This is a genomic window from Wolbachia endosymbiont (group B) of Chorthippus parallelus (assembly GCF_947251815.1).
Classification (GTDB): Bacteria; Pseudomonadota; Alphaproteobacteria; order Rickettsiales; family Anaplasmataceae; genus Wolbachia.
In genome coordinates, this window is the sequence record NZ_OX366390.1 from 1,352,869 (window position 1) to 1,378,585 (window position 25,717).

Sequence of the window (25,717 nt, forward strand, 5' to 3'; positions counted from 1 at the left end):
TTATTCCTTTTATACTTGGCTGATTAATAATCTTTCTGACTTTTCGTGTTCAACTTTTGGTGAATTAATAATTGAGCTTGGCACAAATTTGATGGTTACTTCTTTAGCATCATTTTCCTCAACTCCTAAACCTAACGTTTCTAACTCCTGTCCGCAATTTATCTCTTCAAATATACCATCACTATTCTTCTTGTATAGCTGATATAGATCAAGGAGTTTAGTGTTGCCAAGCAAGATTGGATCAGGATTACCAATATATCTGATCTGACCATAACTCTCAGCTTTGAATACTTCGCCTTTTGAGTTAGTAAAATCTATAGTATATTCACCATTTTCGTTCTTATAGTTCTTTTCAATAAATTCAAGATCTTTATTTGTTACCTGCAACATCAGGTATCTTTGAAAGCTACCAGCAACAATTCTCGGAGCTTTAAGTTCAGATATTTCATTATTTTTCATGAAGGAATATATTGCTAAACTAATCAGTGCAACAGTAACAAATGCTAAAACACTCATTCCAAGTGGTGTAGCTGCAAAAGCTGCAAGTGGAGCAAGTATATAAGTTGAAGACATCAAATATGGTGATGAAAGTGCTACTGCTGCGCCTATAACATACAGAGAAGTAAGTACTAAAAGTGCAGTATTTGTTTTGTGGAGCTGGCCACGGTGGTTTTTAAAAATTAACATAATTGCCTCATTTAAATTAATTAAAGTTGTATGTAAAGAATTATTATTGTCAACTTATAAACAATAAATTATCTACCACTTGAGCCAAAGCCTCCTTCATTGCGAGCAGTTTCTTTTGCATAGAATTCTTCTATGTTGTTCCAAATTATCTCAGGTACAGGAGTGATAAGAATTTGTGCAATTCTATCTCCTCTTTTTATTTCATATGGCTGATTACTTAGATTGATTAGGCAAACTTTAACTTCACCTCGATAATCGGAGTCTATAGTGCCCGGAGAATTTAAGACAGTGATTCCATGTTTTGCAGCAAGCCCAGAACGTGGGCGGATTTGCCCCTCAAAACCGTTTGGTATTGCAATCACAATTCCAGTTGGAACAAGTAATCTCTCAAGTGGATTTAAAATAATAGAGTCGTCCAATGCAGCATAAAGATCCATACCAGCACTCTGCGTAGTTGCATAACATGGAAGAGACAAGTCTTCTCCGTGTGATAACTTTTTTATTTCTACTTTAATTTTGTCTCTTTGCATTTTTATTCACCAGTTATGAAAATTTGATTGTAGCATGTAAATTATGCCTGTAAAAGATAAGAAAACTACTTGACAAATATTGCCAACTTTCCTTATTATGACACTAAGGGTATTTATGACTCAAAACTTGTTTTTGACCTGCAGGCTCAATAACAAAAATTCAGTAAAAAACTTAAGGTACTTATTGGCGGATTACATAAAATTATAGCGGCTGCATGTCTTTTTTATTTTTTCTACATTCAGCCAAAACGCGCTTATTTTAAGCGTTAGCACATTATTACAGCGCCAGTTTAAATTATTATAGGGTCAAACTCACTAAGTGGGGATCCTTTTGCCTTTTTTATAATTAGTAAATTTATTAATATTTTGGATTAGTGAGGAGTCCTATAGAGATAGCACTTGATGCTGGAATCCAGCCTTTCTGCAATCTCATCGAAAACGTTGTACCACCTTTCTATGCTAGTTTGCTTGTGAGCAACATGGATCCCAGTGTCTGGGCACTGGGATGACAAAAAAGGGGTACTTGAATGACAGTAAAGAGTATCAGGATGATAGGATTTACGCTATAAAGCGAACCGATTTGGTGTGCTGATTTTGTTTGCAGTTTCATAGTACGAATTTTTTACTTCGGTAGTTTTTTTATTGTCATTATAATTATAAGAATAGTTGAGGCCAATTAATATGAAAACTTTTGCAAAAAATTTTAAAGGTAAGGAAAGAAAGCTAGAAGAGTTCAATGAAGAAATAGAAGACATAGCAGCTGCGGCTCAAGATAAGTTTGCGCATGAACTTGAAAACATCGCATATGAAAGTGTGCAGAAATTTCGCAGTCTACTTGCTAAAGAGCTAAACTTCACTTTCAATAACATTCATTCTCAGAATGTCAATCTACTAAAATCCGTCCTAAAAAAAGGAGAAACAGCGTTAATACGTTCTCTTCTCAATATACTTGTACGATAGAGTTGCTGCTGCAATTTAATATTAAGTGATAACTAAAATAAGTAAGATTTTTTATAGATAAGTCTTACTTATTTTAGCTATATATAGAAAAGGAGGGTTGTTATGTCAACAAGACCAAAGTATCCCATCATAAATATACAACGTAAGTCTAAGCCTAAATCTTTTCCAGTAACTTTAGGAGAGGTTAAATCTTTTTTACGAATTGAAAATGATCAAGATGATAAGTTGATTTCAAGTTTTATTTTTATGGCAACTGATTATGCTCAGTGGCATATGGAAAAGTCTCTAGTAAAGCAAACGTGGCAAGTTTCATATGAAGGTTATATACCTCGTAGAATCTATTTAAGCTATGGTCCTGTGAATAAAATAATATTGGCTACTGATAAGAATAGAAAACTTAGTTATTATTTTAGTGATATAGGAAGCTATATTGAATTTTTCAATTATTTGAACATAATAAGGGCTGATGTTGTATACGAAGCTGGCTATGACAGCGTTCCTGAGCAAATAAAGCTAGGTATTATGCAGCATGTTTCTGCTCTCTATAAAAATCGTGAATCAGAAGTATAATGCACCCATTTGTCTAGACCATTTTTTTCAAAGTGATCCGATTTTTAAAATGAATATGTTGATAAATACGTCGACACACATTTAAAGTATTTATCAATATATTCATTTACTGTTTATGATAATAAAGATCAGCAGGAACTTTATAATGTAGAGTCTGATGTCGCCTTTTATAGTTATACCAACCAACAAAATCGTTTATTATAAGATTCAAATCTCTGATACTATTTGGTCTATAATAATATATAGCTTCTTGCTTTAAAGTTCTCCATAAACGCTCAACAAATATATTGTCGAAGCAACGTCCTTTATGATCCATACTAATTTTAATATTAGCACGCTCTAATTCCATAATAAAGTTGTAGCTAGTAAACTGCACTCCTTGATCACTATTAAAAATCTCAGGTTTACCTTGTTTTAGAGCTTCTTTGAGAGTATAAAGGCAAAATCCAGCATCGAGATATGGTGATAATGAATGAGCAATAATATAGCGACTATACAAGTCCATTATTGCCACAAAATAGACAAACTTACCTTCTACCATAATATATAGTAGCCCATACCTGATTAACTCTACAAATAATCAAATCTTTGAGTAAATAAGGATATATTTTATGCTTTTTTTCTTTAATACTTGTATTACATCTTTTTCTACAATACAGCCCACTAATCTTCATTTTTTTCATAATTCTTAAGATTTTTTTGTGATTGACTACTACTCCACTCGCTATGATTTCAGCAGTAATTTTACGATATCCATAACGGCAATCAGAAGCCAAATATACTTCTTGAATCAAATTTCACTTTCGTTATTAATTATATGCCTATAATATAGGCTAGATCTGCAAATCCCCAGTAAATCAGCCTGTTTCCTAATTGATAGATCAGAATCTTTTTCTATAAACCTTACTCTATCTTTTTTGCTTATTTCAGTAATTTTTTTTTCAAATAACTATTTTCCACTGTCAATTCTCCTATTACTTTATGTAAACTTTCTATTTCTTGCGCTAAGATTCTTTGTTTTCTCGCACTTTCACTTTCTTCAACAAATAGGTCTTTTAACCTTGCCAATACTCTATCACGCCAATCATATAGATTTGTTGATGGTATTTTATATTCACTACATATCTCAGATGTGCTTTTTTGATTTTTTATTGCTTCCAAAGCTATCTTTGCTTTTAACTCTGGTTCATATTTTTTTGTTGCCATACTTTTACCCCTTTACCTTCCTACTCGGATCAACCATTTTTTTTTGGTCTAGTTTATGGGGTGCATTATAGGTTTTGTGAGTATGGGTTTTGCATTATAGAATGAAGTGTTTTTGGTTAAGAAAACTGGATTCCAGTGCTTACTGTACAAAAATTGTAACTTAATTCCATAAGGGAAGGTGTCATTCCAGCGCTTACTGTAAAAACATTGTAACTTAATTCCATAAAGGAAGGTGTCATCCCAGTGCTTGACACTGGGATCCAGTTTTTTCAGGATCATCAAAACGTTGTATTTTAACATAAAACGGCTACTTTTATGCTTACCAACTTAATAAAATTCCTGGATCCCAGTGTCAAGCACTGGGATGACAAGAAAGAGCTACTGGAACGACATCATTATAAAGTGAACCAGTGTCTGGGGATGGGATGACATCTTCTTGACAGATAATGTTCGTACAGTAAGCACTAGGATGATACCATCTGTTGTACCTGCAAATTGCAATCTTCGTAACCGTATCTGTGAGATGGAAAAAATTCAAATTATAAATGAGTTGTATAATAGTATTTATGCAGCATTAAAAGCAAACTCTGATTTAAAGAAATATGTTACTAACATCTATGATTACCTGCCTAAGCAGGTTACTATTCCTTATCTGAGATTGCGCATAGTAAATTATGTTAACCTGCATATGCTATCTAACTTTGCTACAAAAGTAAGATTTTCATGTGACATATATACTATATAGGCAGTATGCTTGCCGCTATAAAGCACGTTAGCTTGGTGGTAAAGAGCATTAGTAGTGAGACCATTTTAGAAAGTAGTTGTGCTATGAATCAGCATGATGAAGTTTTACATTCAACAATTAATTTTGATATTTTAATACAAGGAGGTAGCGATGAGCAAATTACAGCTGAAAATTAAAGGTCATGACAATAATTTTGTTGTGCTGAATAATATACGAAACTTAAGGTTTACTTTGCGTAATAACAAAGAGGAGATGAAAGATATTTCCTCTTTTGGCTGGAGAAAAGTGCTTGATTGTGCTGGAAGTAGAAAGATTACAATAAAAATTAATGGCATTTTAAATTCAGTATTGGCTGATGAATTATTGCGTAATTCTGCAATGTTAAACTCTAATAATGATTATGAGATTAGTTTTAATGCTAAGGAGAAGATAAAACTCAGGTGTTCGGTTGAATTGTATGAGAGATATTATGATCCTGCCACTTTTGACAGCTTCACTGTAGTTTTAGCCAGTGCTGAAGTTGTGAACACTTTTCATTAGTGTTAATTTAATTTTTTCATATACAATAATAATAAGTAGGAATAAATTAAAAAAAATTATGAACGATGAGGATCTTTTCGAAGAAGGTGATGATAATGTTGAAGAGAATAGCGATGACAGAAGAGAAAGGAATTTGAAGAATGAAAATCAGCTCGAAGAGCAATTTAAAGAGTATTTAAAACCTTTCGAGGATATTTTAAGTCAAATTGATGAAGGAGTTGATAATTTAGATAGTTACGAAAGGACTATGCAAGTAAAGCGAAGTATAGATAGGCTCATAGAAACCTTATATAGCCAAGCAGCATCTGAGGATATTGATGTAGAACTTGAAACCACAAAACACACTCGCGATAAATCAGAGTCCAAGAAAAGAGTTCTGGAAAAGAGAAAGAAACAACTGATGGAAGAGATCTTAAGTTTTCAACAACAAAAGGAGCTAATGAATAGTAGGGAAAAACATGAAGTAGCAAGTGATGGGGATGTTCAGAAGGCAAAAGCACGAGTGAAGTCTTCAATTAGGGGGGTGTTGTTTTCAGTTATTGCTCATAGAATGGATCCACGAAGGAGGGCAGGGGAAACTGCTGATGACAATGAAAAGCAAGCTCGTATGTACGGTAGAGAAGCAGTTGGTGGAGTTTTAGGTGGATTGTTCAAGGCGTTTTTAACTGCAGTTGCTGCTGTTGTGCGCGAAATTGCTAAACCACTTCAACATATGAACACACAAGAGACGTCTTTTGCAAAACAAGTTGAAGAAAGCAGAAACCAGGATTCACAGAAAGGTCGATCTGTGTAGGTCAAAGTATAATTTCAAAAAAATTTTTGAAATCGTATGTACTAAACAATATCTACTCAACGCAAATTACAACAAACGCAGTAGCATAATCTTGATCATCACTTAGAGAAAGGTGTATCTTGTAGTCTTTCGAGATGAAATCCTTTGTGATAGCAAGATGTGGTTTTCCCCTGATATTACTGTATATTTCTATATCTTTCATTATAATTCCTTGGCTGAATCCAGTGCCTAGCGCTTTAACAAAAGCTTCCTTTGCAGCAAAGCGTTTAGCAAAATATTTTGCCCTTACTTCTTGGCTATTATATTTTTTGCTTATCTCTATCTCCTTCTTAGTATAGACTTTATTGAGAAATTTTTCCCCGTATTTTTGTGATATTCTCAATATTCTGGGTATATATACTATGTCAGTGCCAATACCGTATATCATTTTGTGCTAAAGCGATTTATTGCTTCTTCAACTTGTATTTCCTCTACCTTGCCAGTTGCTCTATTTTTTACTTCAACTATATTTTCACTTACTGCTTTCTTTCCAATAATTATTTGCCATGGCAAGCCTATCAGATCCATTCTGGCAAATTTCACTCCTACACTTTCGTCCGTATCATCATAAAGCACTTCATCGCTTTTCAAAGCTTTGTATATTTTATCTGCAGCCTCCGTTACTTTTGTTTGTAAATTGATCAAACCAACTTTAAAAGGAGCTACTGCCTCTGGCCAGATAATTCCTTTATCATCATGGAAAGCTTCTATTATTGCGCCAACAAGCCTTGAAACTCCAATACCATACGAACCCATATGCATGTTAACATTTTTTCCATCTTGAGAAGTAACACTTGCCTTCATAGGTTTCGAATATTTATCACCAAAATAAAAAATATGCCCTATTTCAATACCCTTGCTAACATTTAACTGTTCTTGCGGTATAGGACAACTTTCAGGATCATGCATATCGTCTGCAACTGCATATATGCTCTTCAGGCTTTCAATATCTTCGCTTTCTAGTAATTCAAAAAGTTTATTGTCATAATATAGAGTGCTCTCACCGGTGTTTGCCAATATATGAAATTCATGACTTAAATTTCCTCCAATTGGTCCTGTATCTGCCCTCACTCCAATTGGAGTAAGTCCCATGCGTTTGAAGATTTTTATGTAAGTTTTATACATCAAATTATATGAATTCAGTGCACCTTCGTAATCTACATCAAAACTGTATGCATCCTTCATCAGAAATTCCCTGCCTCTCATAACGCCATAACGAGGTCTTACTTCGTCACGAAACTTCCACTGAATTTGATATAAACAAAGTGGTAAATCTTTGTAACTTTTTACCGTATTTCTAATCAAATCAGTTACCACCTCCTCATGTGTTGGACCAAAAAGCATATCGCTTTCATGCCTATCTTTAATACGTAGCATTTCTTTGCCGTAATCATCGTAACGTCCTGACTCTCGCCAAAGACTTGCTGGCTGCACACAAGGCATTAACACTTCAATCGCACCAATTTCATCTCTGATAATATTTTCAATATTTTTAAGTACCAAAAGACCAAGCGGCAGCCAAGAATAAATTCCAGATGCTGTCTGCTTGATTAAGCCCGCACGTAACAAATATTGATGAGAAATAATTTCAGCACCAGCCGGGGTTTCTTTTAAAGTTGGCAGGTAATATTGAGATAAACGCATTTGATAAATCTGATTGTACTATATAATGCACCCATTTGTCTAGACCATTTTTTTCAAAGTGATCCGATTTTTAAAATGAATATGTTGATAAATACGTCGACACACATTTAAAGTATTTATCAATATATTCATTTACTGTTTATGATAATAAAGATCAGCAGGAACTTTATAATGTAGAGTCTGATGTCGCCTTTTATAGTTATACCAACCAACAAAATCGTTTATTATAAGATTCAAATCTCTGATACTATTTGGTCTATAATAATATATAGCTTCTTGCTTTAAAGTTCTCCATAAACGCTCAACAAATATATTGTCGAAGCAACGTCCTTTATGATCCATACTAATTTTAATATTAGCACGCTCTAATTCCATAATAAAGTTGTAGCTAGTAAACTGCACTCCTTGATCACTATTAAAAATCTCAGGTTTACCTTGTTTTAGAGCTTCTTTGAGAGTATAAAGGCAAAATCCAGCATCGAGATATGGTGATAATGAATGAGCAATAATATAGCGACTATACAAGTCCATTATTGCCACAAAATAGACAAACTTACCTTCTACCATAATATATAGTAGCCCATACCTGATTAACTCTACAAATAATCAAATCTTTGAGTAAATAAGGATATATTTTATGCTTTTTTTCTTTAATACTTGTATTACATCTTTTTCTACAATACAGCCCACTAATCTTCATTTTTTTCATAATTCTTAAGATTTTTTTGTGATTGACTACTACTCCACTCGCTATGATTTCAGCAGTAATTTTACGATATCCATAACGGCAATCAGAAGCCAAATATACTTCTTGAATCAAATTTCACTTTCGTTATTAATTATATGCCTATAATATAGGCTAGATCTGCAAATCCCCAGTAAATCAGCCTGTTTCCTAATTGATAGATCAGAATCTTTTTCTATAAACCTTACTCTATCTTTTTTGCTTATTTCAGTAATTTTTTTTTCAAATAACTATTTTCCACTGTCAATTCTCCTATTACTTTATGTAAACTTTCTATTTCTTGCGCTAAGATTCTTTGTTTTCTCGCACTTTCACTTTCTTCAACAAATAGGTCTTTTAACCTTGCCAATACTCTATCACGCCAATCATATAGATTTGTTGATGGTATTTTATATTCACTACATATCTCAGATGTGCTTTTTTGATTTTTTATTGCTTCCAAAGCTATCTTTGCTTTTAACTCTGGTTCATATTTTTTTGTTGCCATACTTTTACCCCTTTACCTTCCTACTCGGATCAACCATTTTTTTTTGGTCTAGTTTATGGGGTGCATTATAATCAGGCCTTTAGGTAAACTTATTTTAAAAAGGAAGGAAAGTGTATGGTGCTTTTCTTGACATTTCCTTATTATTCAAATCTCTTTCGGATTTCCTGAACAGAAACAGTAGACGATTCTTGCATCTCACTACTTGCTAGCTCCACAGTATTTGTTTTTGTTGGAGAAGAAGCTTCAGATTTCGTTTGTAAACCAGCAGTCTTAGGCGGTACCAGTGGCTTACCTGCTTTTGGCACAGAATGTAACGGAGATGTAGGTTTAGATTTTTCATTATCATCAGATTCATGACCACTGTCAGGACTCTTGCTTCCTCTTTCATCTTCTGGTTGGGAGTTTGAAGGAGTAGGTTTTTTCCTGGATTTTGTCAGCTTTTTCTCTTTCGGTTTTTTCGATTTATCATTGCTCCAATCATCACTGTCACTGTGGTCAGAAACTTCACTTTCACTACTAGAAAATTCTATTGCTGCTCTCCTCTTCAGGATATTAGCTATCCCAGAATCATGACATTGAGCATTCCTCATTGTATGTTGCTTATTCTCTTGTATCGACTTCTCAATTCTTGCAGCGAGCTCTTCTCCTGTCTCTTGCTCAGCATTGCTCTTACTACTTTTAAACTTTTCCTTCAATTCATCTGAAAAATCTTGTGATTTCCCATCATTGTTATTACCTGGTGTCTTAGCATTTTTAACCTCATTGTTAACACGTTTCAACTTAACACCTCCTCCTCTTATCTGCGCAAGCAGAGCAGAACGATCATGCTCAGATTCATTAGCCTTTTTCGGTGCACCATTCTTAGGTTTCTCCGTACACTTGGAAGCTGTAGGAGGAGGAGGCGGAGATGGTAGTGGTGCAGCATTTTGTGGCAATGGAGGAGGTGGTGGTGGCGGTGCACTGGGTGTTTCAGCTATTACTGAAAGTGATGATGTAGGAGTATTGCTATGTCCCAAGCTTTCTGTTTCTTTCTGCAATTCACTATATTGTGATTGTTTTCTACCAGGATCAACTTTTTTCTCGCTGTTTATTGCAGAAAGGTGTGAATTGATAAGATATGCAGCTAAGCTCAACATAACCGATGCAGAAACAAAAGCAATAACTGCAGAAGACACTGGCACTGCAGCACTACTTAATACCGCTGAAATGATGAAATACGTGCATACTCCAGCTACAGGACCGGATGTACACAATAACAAAATAGCAATTGAATATTTTAAGGCAGTTGCCTTTTTTTGTTCTGCTACAGATGACTTTTGATTTTCACTATCAGACTGTACACCATTATGTTGTCCAGTCATAGGTTTTTTCGGCACAACCTGTTTAGTATTGCTTCTGTCATTTTTAGTTTTGTCACTCGCATTATCTTCTTCTTTTGACTGAGCGCTATTTCTGGTTTCTGGATTCTTAACATGAATACTATTCTTGCTTCCTTCATCTGCAGTTTCGCTATCCACATTATTTTTTTCTTGTATTTTCTTAAATACTAAACTCTCTTCAAAATTGAAAGGTGATTGTTGAACAGGACTCTTAGATTGAACTTTTTTTAATTGAGTGCTATTGCTGGTTTTTGATGGAGTACTACCAAGAGTGTTTTCATTTTTATCGTTATTTTTCGCTGGCTTCCAATTTTTTCTCCAATCTGCAGGTGGTGGAGGTGGGGGTGGTGGCGGAGCTGATGATGGTGTGTTATTATTATTAGTAAGCATTTTTCTTCCTCATTATTAATATTATATTAATGATGATTAAATTATTAGTACTTGTCAATAATTTATGAGTAAGTGAATACTAAGATAATAAAATAAAAAGGAAAGAGAGAGGAGCAGTCTTCTAAGAACCTGTTTAAAATCTTTTGAGAAGTAGAGAAGTGAAAGCAAGAACGACCATCTGTAGGCTAGTGTTAAGTTTACGCTCGCAATTTTTCCACAATCGTCTACATTTTTCTAACCAAGCGAAAGAACGCTCGACAACCCATCTCTTTGGCAGTATAGCAAAAGAATGTAACTCAGTACGCTTTAATGTGTGTGATTCATAGAGGTTATTGCAACTAATTTGTCAGATCAAGTCTGAACTTGAAATACCTGTTAAGAGGTTTTATATTTTTGAAGTGACTTTAACTCTTGGTTATGTTTGTAATTTTGCATGACAAATGTTTCTTTTGATGAGATATAATTTTTTTGTATTTCACTTAGACAAGGAATTGTTTTTTCCAGTTCTTTATATTTTTCCCAAGGAGTCTTTCCCTGAAGAGAGCTATGAGGACGTTGTTTATTATAATATTCTTCCCAATCCCTAAGCTTGACTTGCAATTCATAATCCTTAATGTTAACGCTACTATAAAATTCATCTAAATCTGTACGCTGCGCTCTTTCTACTTTACCATTTAAATGTGGGGAAAACGGCTTAATTGGACGGAATTTTATTTTCCATTCTTTTAGACACTCTTGCACTTCGTAAGCAAAAAATTCTTGTCCTCTATCGGTCTGAATCCTTTGACAATGAAATGGAGCCCTTTCCCTTAATTGTTTTAGGAAATCCAGAGTATTTTTTGAAGTACGCCTTGAGTATAATGCGATAACTTTATAACGCGTACAATCATCTATAGCAGTATATTGATAAAGCCCCGAAGATATTTTGCAAACATCCATTTGTACACGCTCTCCTGGCACTTTGCAGTTATAACGCTTAATCTGCTTGCGATAGTGGCGCTTAATACGTAAAAGACTTACATCGTGTTTCTTCAAAACTTTGTGTATAGTAGCCAATGCAAAAGAGATATCATGTAAACGCTTTAATTCAGCTTGAATACGTCTTGCTCCTAATTTTCTAGCTTTTCTCAGATGAAGAATGAGCTGTTCATTTGACTTGTTGATTTTTTGTAAGGGTAAAGTTTTAGGCCTGCTACTAAGGTTTGACAATCCCTGTTCACCTAGCTTTTCATAACGTTTGTACCATTTTCGTAAGGTAAAGCGTGAAATGTTATAGTGTTGACATACTTTGCCTGCATGACCTAATTTTTTGTATAATTCTATCCAATTCAGACGCAACTTAACTTTGGTATCCATTTACTGATTGCCTCTTGTTGATGAATTTATTCATATTATTGTAATAAGGTATTTAAACTATCACAAGTCAAAGTTTTTATTTTATCTTACATTTTTGCTGTAATAACCTCTATGAATCACACAACTAATGGTATATGTGAAAGGCTTCATAAAACTATGCAAGATGAATGTTATAATATTATTTTTAGGAAAAAGATTTATAGTACTTTGGAGGAGCTTCAGTTAGATTGGCTGCATTCTTACAACAGAACTAGACCTCATTCCGGTAAGTACTGCTATGCAGACCTTTTTTGATAGTATGCATATTGCTTACCAAAAAAATATTGATAACATTAAAATAGATTCTGATATCGGTTTTGACTTCGTCGATTCTTCTGTCAGTTAATTCATGCCTGTCAGATCAAGTCTAAACTATTACAGTTAATTTTAAGGCAAAAAATTATACAAGAGGTCTGTTAAAATCACGTATATCGATGGTCTTGAAGTCACACAGTTGTTCTGTAGAGCTATGTCCTGTAATAATTACTATACCGTTTTGCTCAGAGCGTATTGAGATTAGATTTAATATTAATTCACACGTTGCACTGTCGAGATTACAAAATGGTTCGTCTATCAGCCAAACGTTTGCATTAGAAATTAAGAGGCGAGCAAGCGCAACTCTTCTTTTCCAACCTGCAGAAAGTTCACTATATTTGATATTAAGTACAGGTTGCAACTGTAAGCAACAAACGGCTGCCATAATTAATTCTCTAGTATTCCGTATTCTTGCCCAGAATTGTATGTTTTCACCAACTGTTGAGCTATCTTTACAGGCATTTTTATGGCCTATATAGACCATGGAAGGTATATAGGATTTTAGGTCATCATATATGTCTTTTCCACAGTACATTATATTACCTGACACTGGCGGCAAAAGTCCAGATAAACTTCTGATTAAGCTGGTTTTGCCGCTACCATTTGGACCAGTGATTAAGATTTTTGATTTTGGTTCAGCTTTAAAATTGAGGTTTTTAAATAATACTTTGTTATTACGAGCACAGGATAGATTTTTACATTCAAGCATCTATTGGACCTTTAAAGAGAACTTGGAGCCTAAACACTTCAGTGTATGAACATTGGATAGCTTGCACAACAAACAGTCAGTGTTTGACATACAACTGTACGAACATTGGGTTTGTAGGTAGCAGATGGTGTCATTCCAGTACTTGACACTGGACTCCCGATACAATGTTGAACACTTTTTTTTTGCCTTTCGAGAGCGAGTTCTTTCAGCCGAAACACTACATGCACGTTATCATCATCAACTTCAATGCGTTGAACTAATTTTCTTATTATATCAAGTTTAGTTTCCCAATCCGCCTGATTAAGTTCCAACTCAACCTCAGAGGAAAAACTTTCTACACTACTTGTGATAAAATCTAATTCCCTCTGTAGCCTCTTTTCATCGACCATTTCTTCCCTTTGATCTCTAATTCCTTTTAACTCCTTTGCCATGCTCTCAACTTCTAAGTCATATTTTTCCTTCGTTATATGACCTCTTGCATATACATAAGCTAATCTTTCTATACCTTGTTCTATTTTATTTGCACGCTTTTCAAGTTCATCCTTTGCCTCTGTACTTTCATGTTTCACGAGTCTGAGCTGATATTCCTTAGTCATTGCTTCTGGTTCTTTGAGTACCATCTTTACTTCTTCCCATACTGCTTCTTCTAGTATATCAACTTGTATTGATTTGCTGTTACACACTCTATTCCCACCAAAACGATTTGCATCCGTTCCAGGGCATCGATAGTAACTTCTTCCTCCTTTAACATTACTCATTCCATAATAAATGTATTTACAACACTGACACACCATTAGCCCTTGTAATAGGTACCTTCTCCCACTTCGTTGCATTCTTGCTCTTTTTCTATTTTCAGATAGTTGCTCTTGTACTATATCAAATTTCAACTATATTTGGTATTTCTATATGAATCCAATTCTTTTTCTCAGTTTGATAAATGGAATAACTTTTTTTCCTCACTTTCCATATTGCTCTCACTTCTTTTTTTATTGATTCGTTTTACCAAATGCTGCTTGTCCTTTGTATGCTGGATTCCTCAACATTCTACACACTGTACCTGAATGCCAATTTCTTCTGCCCTTTGGAGCAGTAATATGCCTTCTTGTAGTTTCTTTTAAGCTCTGACCTATCCACTCAAACAGTTTACGCACTACTTTTGCTTCCTCTTCTTCAACTTCAAACTTTGCTTCTTCTCTGACTACATGCTTTATATAGCGGTATCCATAAGCCCATTACACTTATACACCCTTTCCTTGCTGCATGGAGTTTTCCCCTTCGACTTCTTTCCATTATCTTTGCACATTCGTATTCTGAGATTAATCCTTGTACTCCTAGCAATAATTTTGACTCTGGATTATTTTCAGTCTTATAATTTAGTTGTGTGATTCATAGAGGTTATTGCAACTAATTTGTCAGATCAAGTCTGAACTTGAAATACCTGTTAAGAGGTTTTATATTTTTGAAGTGACTTTAACTCTTGGTTATGTTTGTAATTTTGCATGACAAATGTTTCTTTTGATGAGATATAATTTTTTTGTATTTCACTTAGACAAGGAATTGTTTTTTCCAGTTCTTTATATTTTTCCCAAGGAGTCTTTCCCTGAAGAGAGCTATGAGGACGTTGTTTATTATAATATTCTTCCCAATCCCTAAGCTTGACTTGCAATTCATAATCCTTAATGTTAACGCTACTATAAAATTCATCTAAATCTGTACGCTGCGCTCTTTCTACTTTACCATTTAAATGTGGGGAAAACGGCTTAATTGGACGGAATTTTATTTTCCATTCTTTTAGACCATACGCGTCAAGTTAAGGAACTGTGGTAATAAACTTAGTGTAAGGAAGAGAAAAAGAAGATATAAGTTCTCTTAAATTTAACAAAGAAAACGGAGAACTTATACAATGAAAAGAATAGTTTGCATCTCAAAAAAGCTCAAAGAATTTTTTAATGAAAAAGCAGATAAAATCTCAGCTACAACAGGGTTCATAAAAAGAAAGAGGAAGCTAAAAGGCTCGTCGTTCATAAAAGCCATCGTTTTGGGTAATATAGGGGTTGATAATTGTAGTATAGAGACAGTGTGTCAATTATTGAATGAAGACTCGATAAATATAACAAAACAAGGTCTGGACTTTAGATTTACCAAGGAAGCAGTGGAATTCATGAAAAGAATGTATAATGAATCTTTAACGTTACTTAAAAATACCTTACAAGTTGATTGCAGAATCTTGAAGCACTTTGGAGGTGTTAAATTATTAGACAGCAGCTATATTAGCTTACCTAACAGTATGGAAGACATGTATAAAGGTTATGGTACCAGCTACAGTGGTTATGAAAGCAATACTAAGTCTGGAATAAAGTTACAATTAGTTTTTGACTACCTAAATCAGACATTAGACCAGCTTAATATAACTGAAGGAATAAGGTCAGATCAGGGTTATAGAAGCCATTTAAGCAATATATCGAACAACGATTTACTAATATCTGATTTGGGTTATTTTGTGCCAAGTTCTTTTAAACAAATCAATGAAATAGGAGCTTATTTCATAAGTCGTTATAAATCCGATACTAACATATATGATATAGAGACAGGTCAAAAAATAGATTTACTAGAACATTTGGGAGATCGATCTTTTCTAGAACAGGAGGTATTGTTAGGAAAAGAGACAAGGGTTAAAGTAAGAATTATATTTAAAAAACTAACTGAAGAACAAGCTATGGCTAGAAGAAGAAAGGCTAATAGGTTAGCAAGATCACATGGATACACATCTTCTCAAAGGAACCAAAAGTTACTAAATTGGTCGATATTTATAACTAATGTTCCAAAAAGTAAGATTAATGCTGAGCAAATACTAGTAGTTTACCGAATAAGATGGCAAATTGAATTATTGTTCAAATTATATAAGAGTAATATAAGGCTTGATAAGCTGAGAGGAAAGCCATACAGAGTATTATGTGAGCTATATGCCAAATTGTGTGCAATTCTTATATTTCATGGAATAGTGGGTTGCACAGAACTGAAAAAAAATACGGAGCTTAGCTTAACAAAGGCATTTATTGAGCTAAAAAGACGGGTTAGAGAGTTATTTTTAGCACTAAATAATAAAATTAAAGGCTTAAATATTTTTCTCAAAAAGCTTACCATAACTTGGTCGCAATTTTCATTAAAAGACAAGTACAGAAAAACTAGGGTATCCACCTTAACTTCTCTAAATTTGCTTTAACTTGACGCGTATGATTCTTTTAGACACTCTTGCACTTCGTAAGCAAAAAATTCTTGTCCTCTATCGGTCTGAATCCTTTGACAATGAAATGGAGCCCTTTCCCTTAATTGTTTTAGGAAATCCAGAGTATTTTTTGAAGTACGCCTTGAGTATAATGCGATAACTTTATAACGCGTACAATCATCTATAGCAGTATATTGATAAAGCCCCGAAGATATTTTGCAAACATCCATTTGTACACGCTCTCCTGGCACTTTGCAGTTATAACGCTTAATCTGCTTGCGATAGTGGCGCTTAATACGTAAAAGACTTACATCGTGTTTCTTCAAAACTTTGTGTATAGTAGCCAATGCAAAAGAGATATCATGTAAACGCTTTAATTCAGCTTGAATACGTCTTGCTCCTAATTTTCTAGCTTTTCTCAGATGAAGAATGAGCTGTTCATTTGACTTGTTGATTTTTTGTAAGGGTAAAGTTTTAGGCCTGCTACTAAGGTTTGACAATCCCTGTTCACCTAGCTTTTCATAACGTTTGTACCATTTTCGTAAGGTAAAGCGTGAAATGTTATAGTGTTGACATACTTTGCCTGCATGACCTAATTTTTTGTATAATTCTATCCAATTCAGACGCAACTTAACTTTGGTATCCATTTACTGATTGCCTCTTGTTGATGAATTTATTCATATTATTGTAATAAGGTATTTAAACTATCACAAGTCAAAGTTTTTATTTTATCTTACATTTTTGCTGTAATAACCTCTATGAATCACACAAAAAATTAACACATCTCTTCCAAGGGCTCTATATTGAAAATAGAAAGTCCAGAAGCAATGACGTATGCTAAGGCTTGGACAAGAAATATTCTTGCAGCGGTGAGGTTTAAGTTATTCTCCAGTATAAACCGCATATTTAAATCACTTTTGCCATATCCCCATAAAACGTGAAACGCTTCTGCAACTTCAAGTAAGTAGAAAGTGATTCTGTGTGGCTCATAGAGCCTTGCCGCTATTTCTACCACATCTGGCCACTTTGCTAAGATTTTTATGAGGAAGAGCTCCCCATCGGTCTTTAAAAGTGAAGGATCTGCTGTTGGGAGCTCTTTTGGAGCATTACGCATTAACGAATGAGCACGGGCGTGCGCATATTGCACATAAAAAATAGGGTTGTCTTTTGATTGTTCTTTAACTTTAGCAAAATCAAAGTCCAAGACCATATCATTCTTGCGTGTCAGCATTATAAAACGAGTGATATCCCTGCCAACTTCCTCCACTACATCTCTTGCTGTTAGGAAGTTTCCTGATCTTTTGGACATCTTAACAGGTTTTTCATTCTCGAAAAAATTCACAATATTATGCAGTTTTACCTCTATTTTTGCTTGATCATCACTGAGCGCAGAGACGACTGCTTTTAGCCTTTTGACATAACCACCGTGGTCACTACCAAGCTCTACGATCATATTGTTAAAACCACGCGATATCTTATCAAAATGGTAAGCGATATCTGAGGCAAAATAAGTCCAACTGCCGTCCTCTTTCTTCAATGCGCGGTCAACATCATCGCCAAATTTTGTAGAGCGAAATAACATTTCTTTTCTGGAAGTCCAATTTTCACTTTCTTTGCCTTTTGGTTTCTCCAGGTACCCTTCATACACTAGACCCTTGTCAGATAATATCTTTATACTCTCTTCGATTTTGCCACTTTTTTGTAGCTCATACTCTGAAGTAAAGACATCATGATTTACTCCAAGCAAGCTCATGTCCTCCTTTATGAGTTCTAAAATAGAACTTAAAGTATATTCTCTAATTATCTGGTTATCTTCCTCTGCTCTAAGCTCCTTGCCATATTTTTTAGCTAATCCCTCTCCTATTGGCTTTAAATATTCACCTGGGTATAAACCCTTTTCAATGCTAATTTTTTCTCCTAGAGCTTCCTTATACCGCAAATATACTGACCGAATTAGCGTATCTATCTGCGCTCCAGCGTCATTGATATAGTACTCCTTAGTAACATTATAGCCAACTTTCTTTAGTAAATTTGCCAGAACATCACCAAACACTGCCCCTCTTGCATGACCAATATGCAGAGGACCTGTTGGATTTGCAGATACAAATTCAACATTGACAGCTTGGTTATTTCCAATATTTAGAGTGCCAAACTCTGTTTTTAGCTCATTTATTTGTTTTAAAATCCCATGCCATACTTCCATTTTCAAGTGCATATTGATGAACCCAGGACCTGCTATTTCCACTTTTGCAACTTCATCAAAAAGTTCAAACTCTTTAGCTAAAACCTCTGCGATTTCAATAGGATTCTTCTTTTCATGTTTTGCAAGCACCATAGCAACATTTGTATAGATATCACCATGTGCTCTATTGCTTGGAGGTTCCACAATAAAATTTTCTGCACTTATATTTATGATACCTCTTCGTTTCAATTCATTTAATTTACTGAAAATCAGAGAGAAAATACGCTTAAAAATGTTCATTAACTAAAAAGCTACAAAACCTGTAGCAGTATAGCGAATAAGTGGGGGAAGTTGAAGGGTTATCTTACATCGGCTGTTTATACTTACTTGAAGTGTGCATTCAAAGGGAACGTTCAAAGAATTATTAAGAAGCAATCAGTGGATAGAGATGCATAACATGCATCTCTATCCATGGTAAATAATTTACACTACTTGCTGATAGTACGGCTGTACGACTAGGGAAGCTAATTAGTACAAATAGTCAGAATATCCTAAATATCCTGTATCAGGTAATGCATTGAACATTACCTTGTGGCCAGAACCACAGTGATTCCATCCTGCATCGTAACCACTATGACAAGGACTGACATGATAACTATTGAAATACTGATCATGATGATGTTTGTAATGCGGGTAATTATCAATTATAGGCTTAAACTCACATATTACAGGTTTAACCTCATTTACTGTAGGTTTTTTCTCATCTATTACAGATTTAATTCCATCTATTATAGATTGTTTCATTCCATCTATTGCAGATTTAACCTCATTTTCTGTGTGTTTTTTCTCATTTATAGTAGTAACCTCATCTTTGATAAGTTTCATAACCTTATCCATCGTAAGCTTTTCTTCTTGCACCGTAGGTTTTTTCTCATCTATTACAGATTTAATTCCATCTATTATAGATTGTTTCATTCCATCTATTGCAGATTTAACCTCATTTTCTGTGTGTTTTTTCTCATTTATAGTAGTAACCTCATCTTTGATGAGTTTCATAACCTTATCCACCGTAAGCTTTTCTTCTTCCACCGTAGGTTTTTTCTCATCTAACGTAGGTATAACCTTATCTATTATGAGTTTAATTTCATCCATTATAGGTTTCCACTCACTTTCTATAGATTTGTCTTTACCTACTTTGTCATCAACCTTAGGTTTAACTTCATCCATTATAAGCTTTATTCCATCTACTATAAGTTCTTTGATTTCATTCATGATAGACTTTTCTTCATCTACAGTAGGTTTTTTCTCATCTATTACAGATTTAATCCTATCTTCGATAAGTTCCCTAACCTTATCCACCGTAAGCTTTTCTTCTTCCACCGTAGGTTTTTTCTCATCTATTACAGATTTAATCCTATCTTCGATAAGTTCCCTAACCTTATCCACCGTAAGCTTTTCCTTATCTATCATGTCATCAACCTTAGGTTTAACTTCATCCATTATGAGTTTTATCCCATCTACTATAAGCTCCTTAATCTCATCCATTATAGACTTATCCTCATCACCTGTAGGTTTCTCTTCATCAACCTTAGGTTTAACTTCATCCACTACAACTCTTATTTCCTCTATCAGTTTTTTGACCTCATCCATTATAGACTTATCCTCATCATCTTTAGTTTTTTCTACATCACCTGTAGGTTTCTCTTCATCAACCTTAGGTTTAACTTCGTCCATTATGAGTTTTATCCCATCTACTATAAGTTCCTTAATCTCATCCATTATAGACTTATCCTCATCACCTGTAGTTTCTTCTCCATCACCTGTAGGTTTCTCTTCATCAACCTTAGGTTTAACTTCGTCCACTACAACTCTTATTTCCTCTATCAGTTTTTTGACCTCATCCACTATAGACTTAACCTCATCATCTTTAGTTTTTTCTCCATCACCTGTAGGTTTCTCTTCTTCAACCTTAGGTTTAACTTCGTCCACTACAACTCTTATTTCCTCTATCAGTTTTTTAACCTCATCCACTATAGACTTAACCTCATCACCTTTAGTTTTTTCTCCATCACCTGTAGGTTCCTCTTCACCACCTGTAGGTTTTTTTTCTTCAACTATAAGTTCTTCTTCGTTGATTATATTGGTGGTTGTATATTAAATCAAAGTCGCAAGACTATGACAAGCAAGGAGTGATACTGTCAACAGGGTTGATTGGTAAAAATCGTAGGGACCTTAGTACCATACGCGTCAAGTTAAGGAACTGTGGTAATAAACTTAGTGTAAGGAAGAGAAAAAGAAGATATAAGTTCTCTTAAATTTAACAAAGAAAACGGAGAACTTATACAATGAAAAGAATAGTTTGCATCTCAAAAAAGCTCAAAGAATTTTTTAATGAAAAAGCAGATAAAATCTCAGCTACAACAGGGTTCATAAAAAGAAAGAGGAAGCTAAAAGGCTCGTCGTTCATAAAAGCCATCGTTTTGGGTAATATAGGGGTTGATAATTGTAGTATAGAGACAGTGTGTCAATTATTGAATGAAGACTCGATAAATATAACAAAACAAGGTCTGGACTTTAGATTTACCAAGGAAGCAGTGGAATTCATGAAAAGAATGTATAATGAATCTTTAACGTTACTTAAAAATACCTTACAAGTTGATTGCAGAATCTTGAAGCACTTTGGAGGTGTTAAATTATTAGACAGCAGCTATATTAGCTTACCTAACAGTATGGAAGACATGTATAAAGGTTATGGTACCAGCTACAGTGGTTATGAAAGCAATACTAAGTCTGGAATAAAGTTACAATTAGTTTTTGACTACCTAAATCAGACATTAGACCAGCTTAATATAACTGAAGGAATAAGGTCAGATCAGGGTTATAGAAGCCATTTAAGCAATATATCGAACAACGATTTACTAATATCTGATTTGGGTTATTTTGTGCCAAGTTCTTTTAAACAAATCAATGAAATAGGAGCTTATTTCATAAGTCGTTATAAATCCGATACTAACATATATGATATAGAGACAGGTCAAAAAATAGATTTACTAGAACATTTGGGAGATCGATCTTTTCTAGAACAGGAGGTATTGTTAGGAAAAGAGACAAGGGTTAAAGTAAGAATTATATTTAAAAAACTAACTGAAGAACAAGCTATGGCTAGAAGAAGAAAGGCTAATAGGTTAGCAAGATCACATGGATACACATCTTCTCAAAGGAACCAAAAGTTACTAAATTGGTCGATATTTATAACTAATGTTCCAAAAAGTAAGATTAATGCTGAGCAAATACTAGTAGTTTACCGAATAAGATGGCAAATTGAATTATTGTTCAAATTATATAAGAGTAATATAAGGCTTGATAAGCTGAGAGGAAAGCCATACAGAGTATTATGTGAGCTATATGCCAAATTGTGTGCAATTCTTATATTTCATGGAATAGTGGGTTGCACAGAACTGAAAAAAAATACGGAGCTTAGCTTAACAAAGGCATTTATTGAGCTAAAAAGACGGGTTAGAGAGTTATTTTTAGCACTAAATAATAAAATTAAAGGCTTAAATATTTTTCTCAAAAAGCTTACCATAACTTGGTCGCAATTTTCATTAAAAGACAAGTACAGAAAAACTAGGGTATCCACCTTAACTTCTCTAAATTTGCTTTAACTTGACGCGTATGGTTTATTTAACACTCCCCTTTCGACTTGAAAGTCACCAAATTTATCTTCTTTTTTAGAGTGGTTTTCAATATAATTTTTTATCATTTCGTCAGTTACGTTTCCGCTAGTCCTGACAAAGTAGCCTACTGCCCACAAGTGTTTCCTCCAGTATCTTTTTCTCAGCTCTGGAAAGTTTTGCTGGATTTTTCTGGAACTTTTTCCTTTTATTAACTGCACTAACTTACTAATACTTAAGTATGGGGGTATAGAAACGTATACATATACATGACTTGACGCAACTCTACCTCTGATAATTTCTACTTGATTATCTCTACATACTTCTTGTACAACTTCTTTAGTTTTCTGCCCAATATCTCCAACTAATACTGGATATCGATATTTTGTTATCCACACTATGTGATATGTACATTCATATACAGAGTGACTACTTTTTCTATAATATTCCACATTCTTTCAAATTTTTCACCTTAAAATTATATTCTTGAAAGGATGGACTTCAAGTCCAGGGTTTTTCTCCCAAATTTGGGACAATAAATCTGAAGATCTGCTGCGAATCAAGGGATAAAAAAGGTAAGGAGGGTGGATAAAATCAAGGTTAACTAAAAGGCGTGCTTAAGATTCACAATACCAGCAATAATATTGAACCTCAAGTTGTATTTTTTCTGAAAATTGCGGTAAACATGGGACATAATCTTAAATATCTTTACCTCATGGATCTTATTTTCTACTCTCATTCTAAATGATGCTAATCGTCTATTATGCTCTTTCTGCTCTGGAGTTAATGGCTCTTTACGATACTTTTTATATGGAATTATAACATTACTTTGCAATTTTTGCCAACCTTGATATCCAGAATCGGCATGTTTTATACTGTTAATTGGTAAATATTTTTCTTGTTTCCTTATGCGAAAATCACTAATTCTACCACGATATGACTTTGACACTGATAAAATTCTTCCATCTTCTTCGATAACAATCTCAGTTTTCATAGTGTTGGTTCTTTTTTTTCCTGAATATGATTTCTTCCGTTTTTTACTATCTTCTGGCCTCTGTATTTGCTGTTCTGTAACATCGGCCAGAATCTTTAGTATTTTTTCTGATGTTATACTTCTATCTTTTGTTATAGTAACTTTCTTGGCAAGTAATGGCTCTATTTTCTTCAGTAACCTACATACATTTGCGTTGTGCAAATTGAACAGACACCCTAAAAATCTATGTGTTATGTAAGTGCGATAGTACAAAATTACGCAAAATAACTTATCTTCCAGAGTTGGTAGTTGTGATCTTCTACCATGGCACTTTTTCTGTTTTTCAAGTTTTTTCCACTCAGACCTCACTTTTTCCACCACCTTTTCAAACTCCTCTATAGTTAAACCTGTTATATTACGAAAGTTTCTTGGGTGTTTCTTCATTTTATAGTAACTAAAGCTCATTTTTTACCTTACTCGATCTGCTTATTCTTCTTCTATCTCTCTCACATCACTTTTTCAATCACCTTTTGCAGCAGGTCTTGAGATAAACCGCTCTCAAGAGATGCTCTTAAAATGCTACTTGATTAACAAATTTACTGATATCGGTATGCCTACTTTCGAATTTGTCTCGTAAATCTCTTCCATCACTCCTCCACATTAGTAGCCATGCAACAAAGCCACCATTCCCTCTCTTTTGCAGCAGGTTTAGTGAAAACTTTCATTAAAGAAAAATTTCTAAATAGGGATTGACAAGTTTTAGAGATGGGCATATTATAAAAAGTATATTAAATTACTAATTTTTTATGCAAAATAAATATGATAGTGAAAATATTTTTCTTTATATTATGAGGTAGCTGTTTTATTCAGAAAAAGATTTTTTTCTTATTTAAGATTGAACAGCTTACTTTTAAATTGTGTGATTTTATGGAGGGTCCGATGATTGATGAATTATTTGCTGGTGTACGTAGTGGGGATGCTAGTCTAGTTGCAGATCTTATCAGTAAAGGGGCTGATGTTAATACTAGGGACAGTAGCACTGCCATTAAGTTAAGGGAAAGAGAAGTTAAGATTGGACAAAAAATTTGAAGTGATTGATAATTATGGTAAATACTAGGGTGAATTTTTAAGAAAAGGGAGTCTGAAAAGTGCAAGTTATTTAAAAAAGTAATAATTGCAGGTTATTTTGTAAAGAATGTACTAATGCAATGATACTGAAAAGATATCTTGAATTTAAAACACATGTTTTCTAGCTCTTTTCTGGTAGTTGAGTGAACGAATATCAGATATCTTATGACGATCAACTCTTCTCCCTTTTCTCACCACTAAAGTGTTCATCAAAAATAACTGTGATAGTCGATCCATAATGCAGTCTATGTCTGACTCTGTAGAAAAAATATCAAAGGCTAAGTTTTTAATCGCATTAAATGAGACAGATTTATTGATGCTTTTTTTTAGTTTACTATTCTGTGCGCTCAATGTCTCTTCATCATCTTCTATCATGATACTTTCTAGATTACTGATGAAGATAGTTGACCAAAAATCCTGCTTGATAGTTTCAATACTTTTTCCTGTGAAATTCTCTAAATTTAATCTTCCCTTCAGCCTAGAAAAAAATGTTTCTACTCCCCAGCGCAAGTAATATAATCTCTCAAACTCTTCAACTGTAAAACGTTTCTCATCTAACAGAGATGTTACTAACACTTCAACTTCGCCAGAAGAAAGTATTATTTTGACTAACCTGAATTTCATCTCATCAGGTAATCCTAGCTTTCGTAGCTGTCTTGCTACTTTAATAGGTGCGGTAGACACTACCACCGTACTAGATGGGCTTTCCGGCTTAAACATAGCGTTTATTTCATTGAAAGACGAACTTGAACAGCGAATTATATAATTGATTTTCCTTCCTGTAAGCTCAGCAAGAAATCGATAAGATACGTATCCTCTATCACAGATTAACAAATCGTCTGATTTTATGGATTCAAGCATACCGATTGCTAAATCAACCTCATAGCTGTCACCTCTACTTAGCACAGATTTTATTGCAATATTATTTAGCACATCGTAGCAAACTTCAAAGGTTGCACTTGTATAGTCTTCAAATCTCTGGATTCCATTCCATACTGCTCTTGAGCCAAACTCACCTATTATTTTGTCGCTCTTTGGCAGAATCAGTATTGAAGCATCAAATGCAAGTACTCTGAAGCCATGGTGGGTTTTAAATTCCTGATCTTGGTAGTATAGGGAAACTATATCATCATTTAACTCTGAAAACGCAGTATGCTTTAGCTTCTTTCTTGCTTGAGTAAATGCACTTGCCGTAATTGTATAATCTTTTCTTGTATGCAGAACAAACTCATTAAGCATCACTTGTAATGACTTTACACTCTTTCTAAAAATCAGGAGAAATACATTAACGAAGGGCAGCTTTCTTTTTCGTGAGAAGTCTTTTGAGGATGCTCTGTGTGCGTTTATAAAGTTTAAACTCATCAATTTATTTTTTATAAACATGATTATTCTTTTTTTTA

The 25,717-nt window shown here is 34.1% G+C and carries 23 protein-coding genes and 6 pseudogenes; 9 read left to right on the forward strand and 20 right to left on the reverse strand.

What is annotated here, in order from left to right; genetic code table 11:
* Nucleotides 1–9: 9 nt before the first annotated feature.
* A complete protein-coding gene (locus tag OPS21_RS06125) occupies nt 10–687 on the reverse strand; it encodes a hypothetical protein (RefSeq protein ID WP_264336687.1) in 678 nt (225 codons plus the stop codon).
* 68 nt (nt 688–755) lie between these two features.
* Nucleotides 756–1,217: a dUTP diphosphatase gene (gene dut, locus OPS21_RS06130; RefSeq protein ID WP_264336688.1), complete on the reverse strand. Its 462-nt coding sequence runs from the start codon at nt 1,215–1,217 to the stop codon at nt 756–758.
* Between the two features lie 681 nt (nt 1,218–1,898).
* On the opposite strand from dut, the gene OPS21_RS06135 reads away from it, so the two are divergent.
* Together OPS21_RS06135 and OPS21_RS06140 are read left to right on the forward strand one after the other, a co-directional pair.
* Nucleotides 1,899–2,177, forward strand: coding sequence for a hypothetical protein (locus OPS21_RS06135; protein ID WP_264336689.1), 279 nt, complete (start codon nt 1,899–1,901; stop codon nt 2,175–2,177).
* 102 nt (nt 2,178–2,279) lie between these two features.
* Nucleotides 2,280–2,747, forward strand: a complete 468-nt coding sequence (locus tag OPS21_RS06140; protein ID WP_264336690.1) for a head-tail connector protein — start codon at nt 2,280–2,282, stop codon at nt 2,745–2,747.
* A gap of 106 nt (nt 2,748–2,853) precedes the next feature.
* Here the strand turns inward: OPS21_RS06140 and OPS21_RS06145 are convergent.
* Nucleotides 2,854–3,953: pseudogene (locus OPS21_RS06145) on the reverse strand (IS3 family transposase).
* 523 nt (nt 3,954–4,476) lie between these two features.
* Here OPS21_RS06145 and OPS21_RS08015 point away from each other — a divergent pair.
* The 3 genes and pseudogenes from OPS21_RS08015 (at nt 4,477) to OPS21_RS06160 (ending at nt 6,031) form a co-directional block, all read left to right on the forward strand.
* Nucleotides 4,477–4,874: pseudogene (locus OPS21_RS08015) on the forward strand (DUF3168 domain-containing protein).
* Complete coding sequence (locus OPS21_RS06155; RefSeq protein WP_007302803.1) at nt 4,849–5,238, forward strand: phage tail tube protein; 390 nt, start codon at nt 4,849–4,851, stop codon at nt 5,236–5,238. The pseudogene OPS21_RS08015 and the gene OPS21_RS06155 overlap by 26 nt, the downstream one beginning before the upstream one ends.
* Before the next feature lie 58 nt (nt 5,239–5,296).
* Entirely contained in the window at nt 5,297–6,031 is a 735-nt protein-coding gene (locus tag OPS21_RS06160) for a hypothetical protein (RefSeq protein WP_006013937.1), read from the forward strand.
* A 52-nt stretch (nt 6,032–6,083) separates the two neighbouring features.
* On the opposite strand, the gene OPS21_RS06165 is transcribed toward OPS21_RS06160, so the two are convergent.
* From OPS21_RS06165 to OPS21_RS06190, 6 genes and pseudogenes are all read right to left on the reverse strand, one after another.
* Complete coding sequence (locus OPS21_RS06165; RefSeq protein WP_007302804.1) at nt 6,084–6,458, reverse strand: holo-[acyl-carrier-protein] synthase; 375 nt, start codon at nt 6,456–6,458, stop codon at nt 6,084–6,086.
* The gene (gene proS / locus OPS21_RS06170; protein WP_264336811.1) at nt 6,455–7,714 is read right to left on the reverse strand and encodes a proline--tRNA ligase; all 1,260 of its coding nucleotides are present in this window, start codon (nt 7,712–7,714) and stop codon (nt 6,455–6,457) included. The genes OPS21_RS06165 and proS overlap by 4 nt, the downstream gene beginning before the upstream one ends.
* Nucleotides 7,715–7,846: 132 nt before the next feature.
* Nucleotides 7,847–8,946 (reverse strand): annotated as a pseudogene (locus tag OPS21_RS06175) (IS3 family transposase).
* A gap of 140 nt (nt 8,947–9,086) precedes the next feature.
* Complete coding sequence (locus tag OPS21_RS06180; protein WP_264336691.1) at nt 9,087–10,715, reverse strand: WH2 domain-containing protein; 1,629 nt, start codon at nt 10,713–10,715, stop codon at nt 9,087–9,089.
* Nucleotides 10,716–10,848: 133 nt separating this feature from the next.
* Nucleotides 10,849–11,022: pseudogene (locus tag OPS21_RS06185) on the reverse strand (transposase); the annotation flags it as partial.
* 68 nt (nt 11,023–11,090) lie between these two features.
* Entirely contained in the window at nt 11,091–12,071 is a 981-nt protein-coding gene (locus OPS21_RS06190) for an IS481 family transposase (RefSeq protein ID WP_264336561.1), read from the reverse strand.
* Nucleotides 12,072–12,194: 123 nt separating this feature from the next.
* Here OPS21_RS06190 and OPS21_RS06195 point away from each other — a divergent pair.
* Nucleotides 12,195–12,456, forward strand: a pseudogene (locus OPS21_RS06195) (integrase core domain-containing protein); the annotation flags it as partial.
* Nucleotides 12,457–12,510: 54 nt separating this feature from the next.
* Here the strand turns inward: OPS21_RS06195 and ccmA are convergent.
* The 5 genes and pseudogenes from ccmA to OPS21_RS06215 form a co-directional block, all read right to left on the reverse strand.
* Entirely contained in the window at nt 12,511–13,134 is a 624-nt protein-coding gene (gene ccmA, locus OPS21_RS06200; RefSeq protein WP_264330546.1) for a heme ABC exporter ATP-binding protein CcmA, read from the reverse strand.
* Between the two features lie 38 nt (nt 13,135–13,172).
* Entirely contained in the window at nt 13,173–14,021 is an 849-nt protein-coding gene (locus OPS21_RS06205) for a recombinase zinc ribbon domain-containing protein (protein ID WP_264336692.1), read from the reverse strand.
* A gap of 99 nt (nt 14,022–14,120) precedes the next feature.
* Nucleotides 14,121–14,285 (reverse strand): recombinase family protein, encoded by a 165-nt coding sequence (locus OPS21_RS06210; protein WP_158619483.1) that lies wholly within the window; start codon nt 14,283–14,285, stop codon nt 14,121–14,123.
* Between the two features lie 25 nt (nt 14,286–14,310).
* Nucleotides 14,311–14,472, reverse strand: coding sequence for a recombinase family protein (locus tag OPS21_RS08095; RefSeq protein ID WP_406719255.1), 162 nt, complete (start codon nt 14,470–14,472; stop codon nt 14,311–14,313).
* A gap of 103 nt (nt 14,473–14,575) precedes the next feature.
* Nucleotides 14,576–14,914 (reverse strand): annotated as a pseudogene (locus tag OPS21_RS06215) (integrase core domain-containing protein); the annotation flags it as partial.
* Between the two features lie 123 nt (nt 14,915–15,037).
* On the opposite strand from OPS21_RS06215, the gene OPS21_RS06220 reads away from it, so the two are divergent.
* Nucleotides 15,038–16,357, forward strand: a complete 1,320-nt coding sequence (locus tag OPS21_RS06220) for an IS4-like element ISWosp7 family transposase (RefSeq protein WP_264336202.1) — start codon at nt 15,038–15,040, stop codon at nt 16,355–16,357.
* Here the strand turns inward: OPS21_RS06220 and OPS21_RS06225 are convergent.
* From OPS21_RS06225 to OPS21_RS06235, 3 genes are all read right to left on the reverse strand, one after another.
* Entirely contained in the window at nt 16,354–17,007 is a 654-nt protein-coding gene (locus OPS21_RS06225) for a DDE-type integrase/transposase/recombinase (RefSeq protein ID WP_265027613.1), read from the reverse strand. The two genes, OPS21_RS06220 and OPS21_RS06225, sit on opposite strands and share 4 nt — an antisense overlap.
* Nucleotides 17,008–17,135: 128 nt before the next feature.
* Nucleotides 17,136–18,842, reverse strand: coding sequence for an arginine--tRNA ligase (gene argS / locus OPS21_RS06230; protein ID WP_264336693.1), 1,707 nt, complete (start codon nt 18,840–18,842; stop codon nt 17,136–17,138).
* A gap of 228 nt (nt 18,843–19,070) precedes the next feature.
* Nucleotides 19,071–20,573 (reverse strand): hypothetical protein, encoded by a 1,503-nt coding sequence (locus OPS21_RS06235; protein ID WP_264336694.1) that lies wholly within the window; start codon nt 20,571–20,573, stop codon nt 19,071–19,073.
* 314 nt (nt 20,574–20,887) lie between these two features.
* Here OPS21_RS06235 and OPS21_RS06240 point away from each other — a divergent pair, with 314 nt between their 5' ends.
* On the forward strand, nt 20,888–22,207 hold the full coding sequence (locus OPS21_RS06240; RefSeq protein WP_264336202.1) for an IS4-like element ISWosp7 family transposase: 1,320 nt from the start codon (nt 20,888–20,890) through the stop codon (nt 22,205–22,207).
* Here OPS21_RS06240 and tnpA read toward each other — a convergent pair.
* Both tnpA and OPS21_RS06250 read right to left on the reverse strand, forming a co-directional pair.
* Nucleotides 22,204–22,668 carry an IS200/IS605 family transposase gene (gene tnpA / locus OPS21_RS06245; RefSeq protein ID WP_264336695.1) on the reverse strand — a complete coding sequence of 155 codons (465 nt, stop codon included), beginning with the start codon at nt 22,666–22,668 and terminating at the stop codon, nt 22,204–22,206. The genes OPS21_RS06240 and tnpA overlap by 4 nt on opposite strands.
* A 152-nt stretch (nt 22,669–22,820) precedes the next feature.
* Nucleotides 22,821–23,654 (reverse strand): transposase, encoded by an 834-nt coding sequence (locus OPS21_RS06250; protein WP_264336696.1) that lies wholly within the window; start codon nt 23,652–23,654, stop codon nt 22,821–22,823.
* 474 nt (nt 23,655–24,128) lie between these two features.
* Here OPS21_RS06250 and OPS21_RS06255 point away from each other — a divergent pair, with 474 nt between their 5' ends.
* A complete protein-coding gene (locus tag OPS21_RS06255) occupies nt 24,129–24,278 on the forward strand; it encodes a hypothetical protein (RefSeq protein ID WP_264336697.1) in 150 nt (49 codons plus the stop codon).
* Nucleotides 24,279–24,422: 144 nt separating this feature from the next.
* Here the strand turns inward: OPS21_RS06255 and OPS21_RS06260 are convergent, their stop codons facing one another.
* Nucleotides 24,423–25,700 carry an IS4-like element ISWpi18 family transposase gene (locus OPS21_RS06260; protein WP_264336305.1) on the reverse strand — a complete coding sequence of 426 codons (1,278 nt, stop codon included), beginning with the start codon at nt 25,698–25,700 and terminating at the stop codon, nt 24,423–24,425.
* Nucleotides 25,701–25,717: the final 17 nt, after the last annotated feature.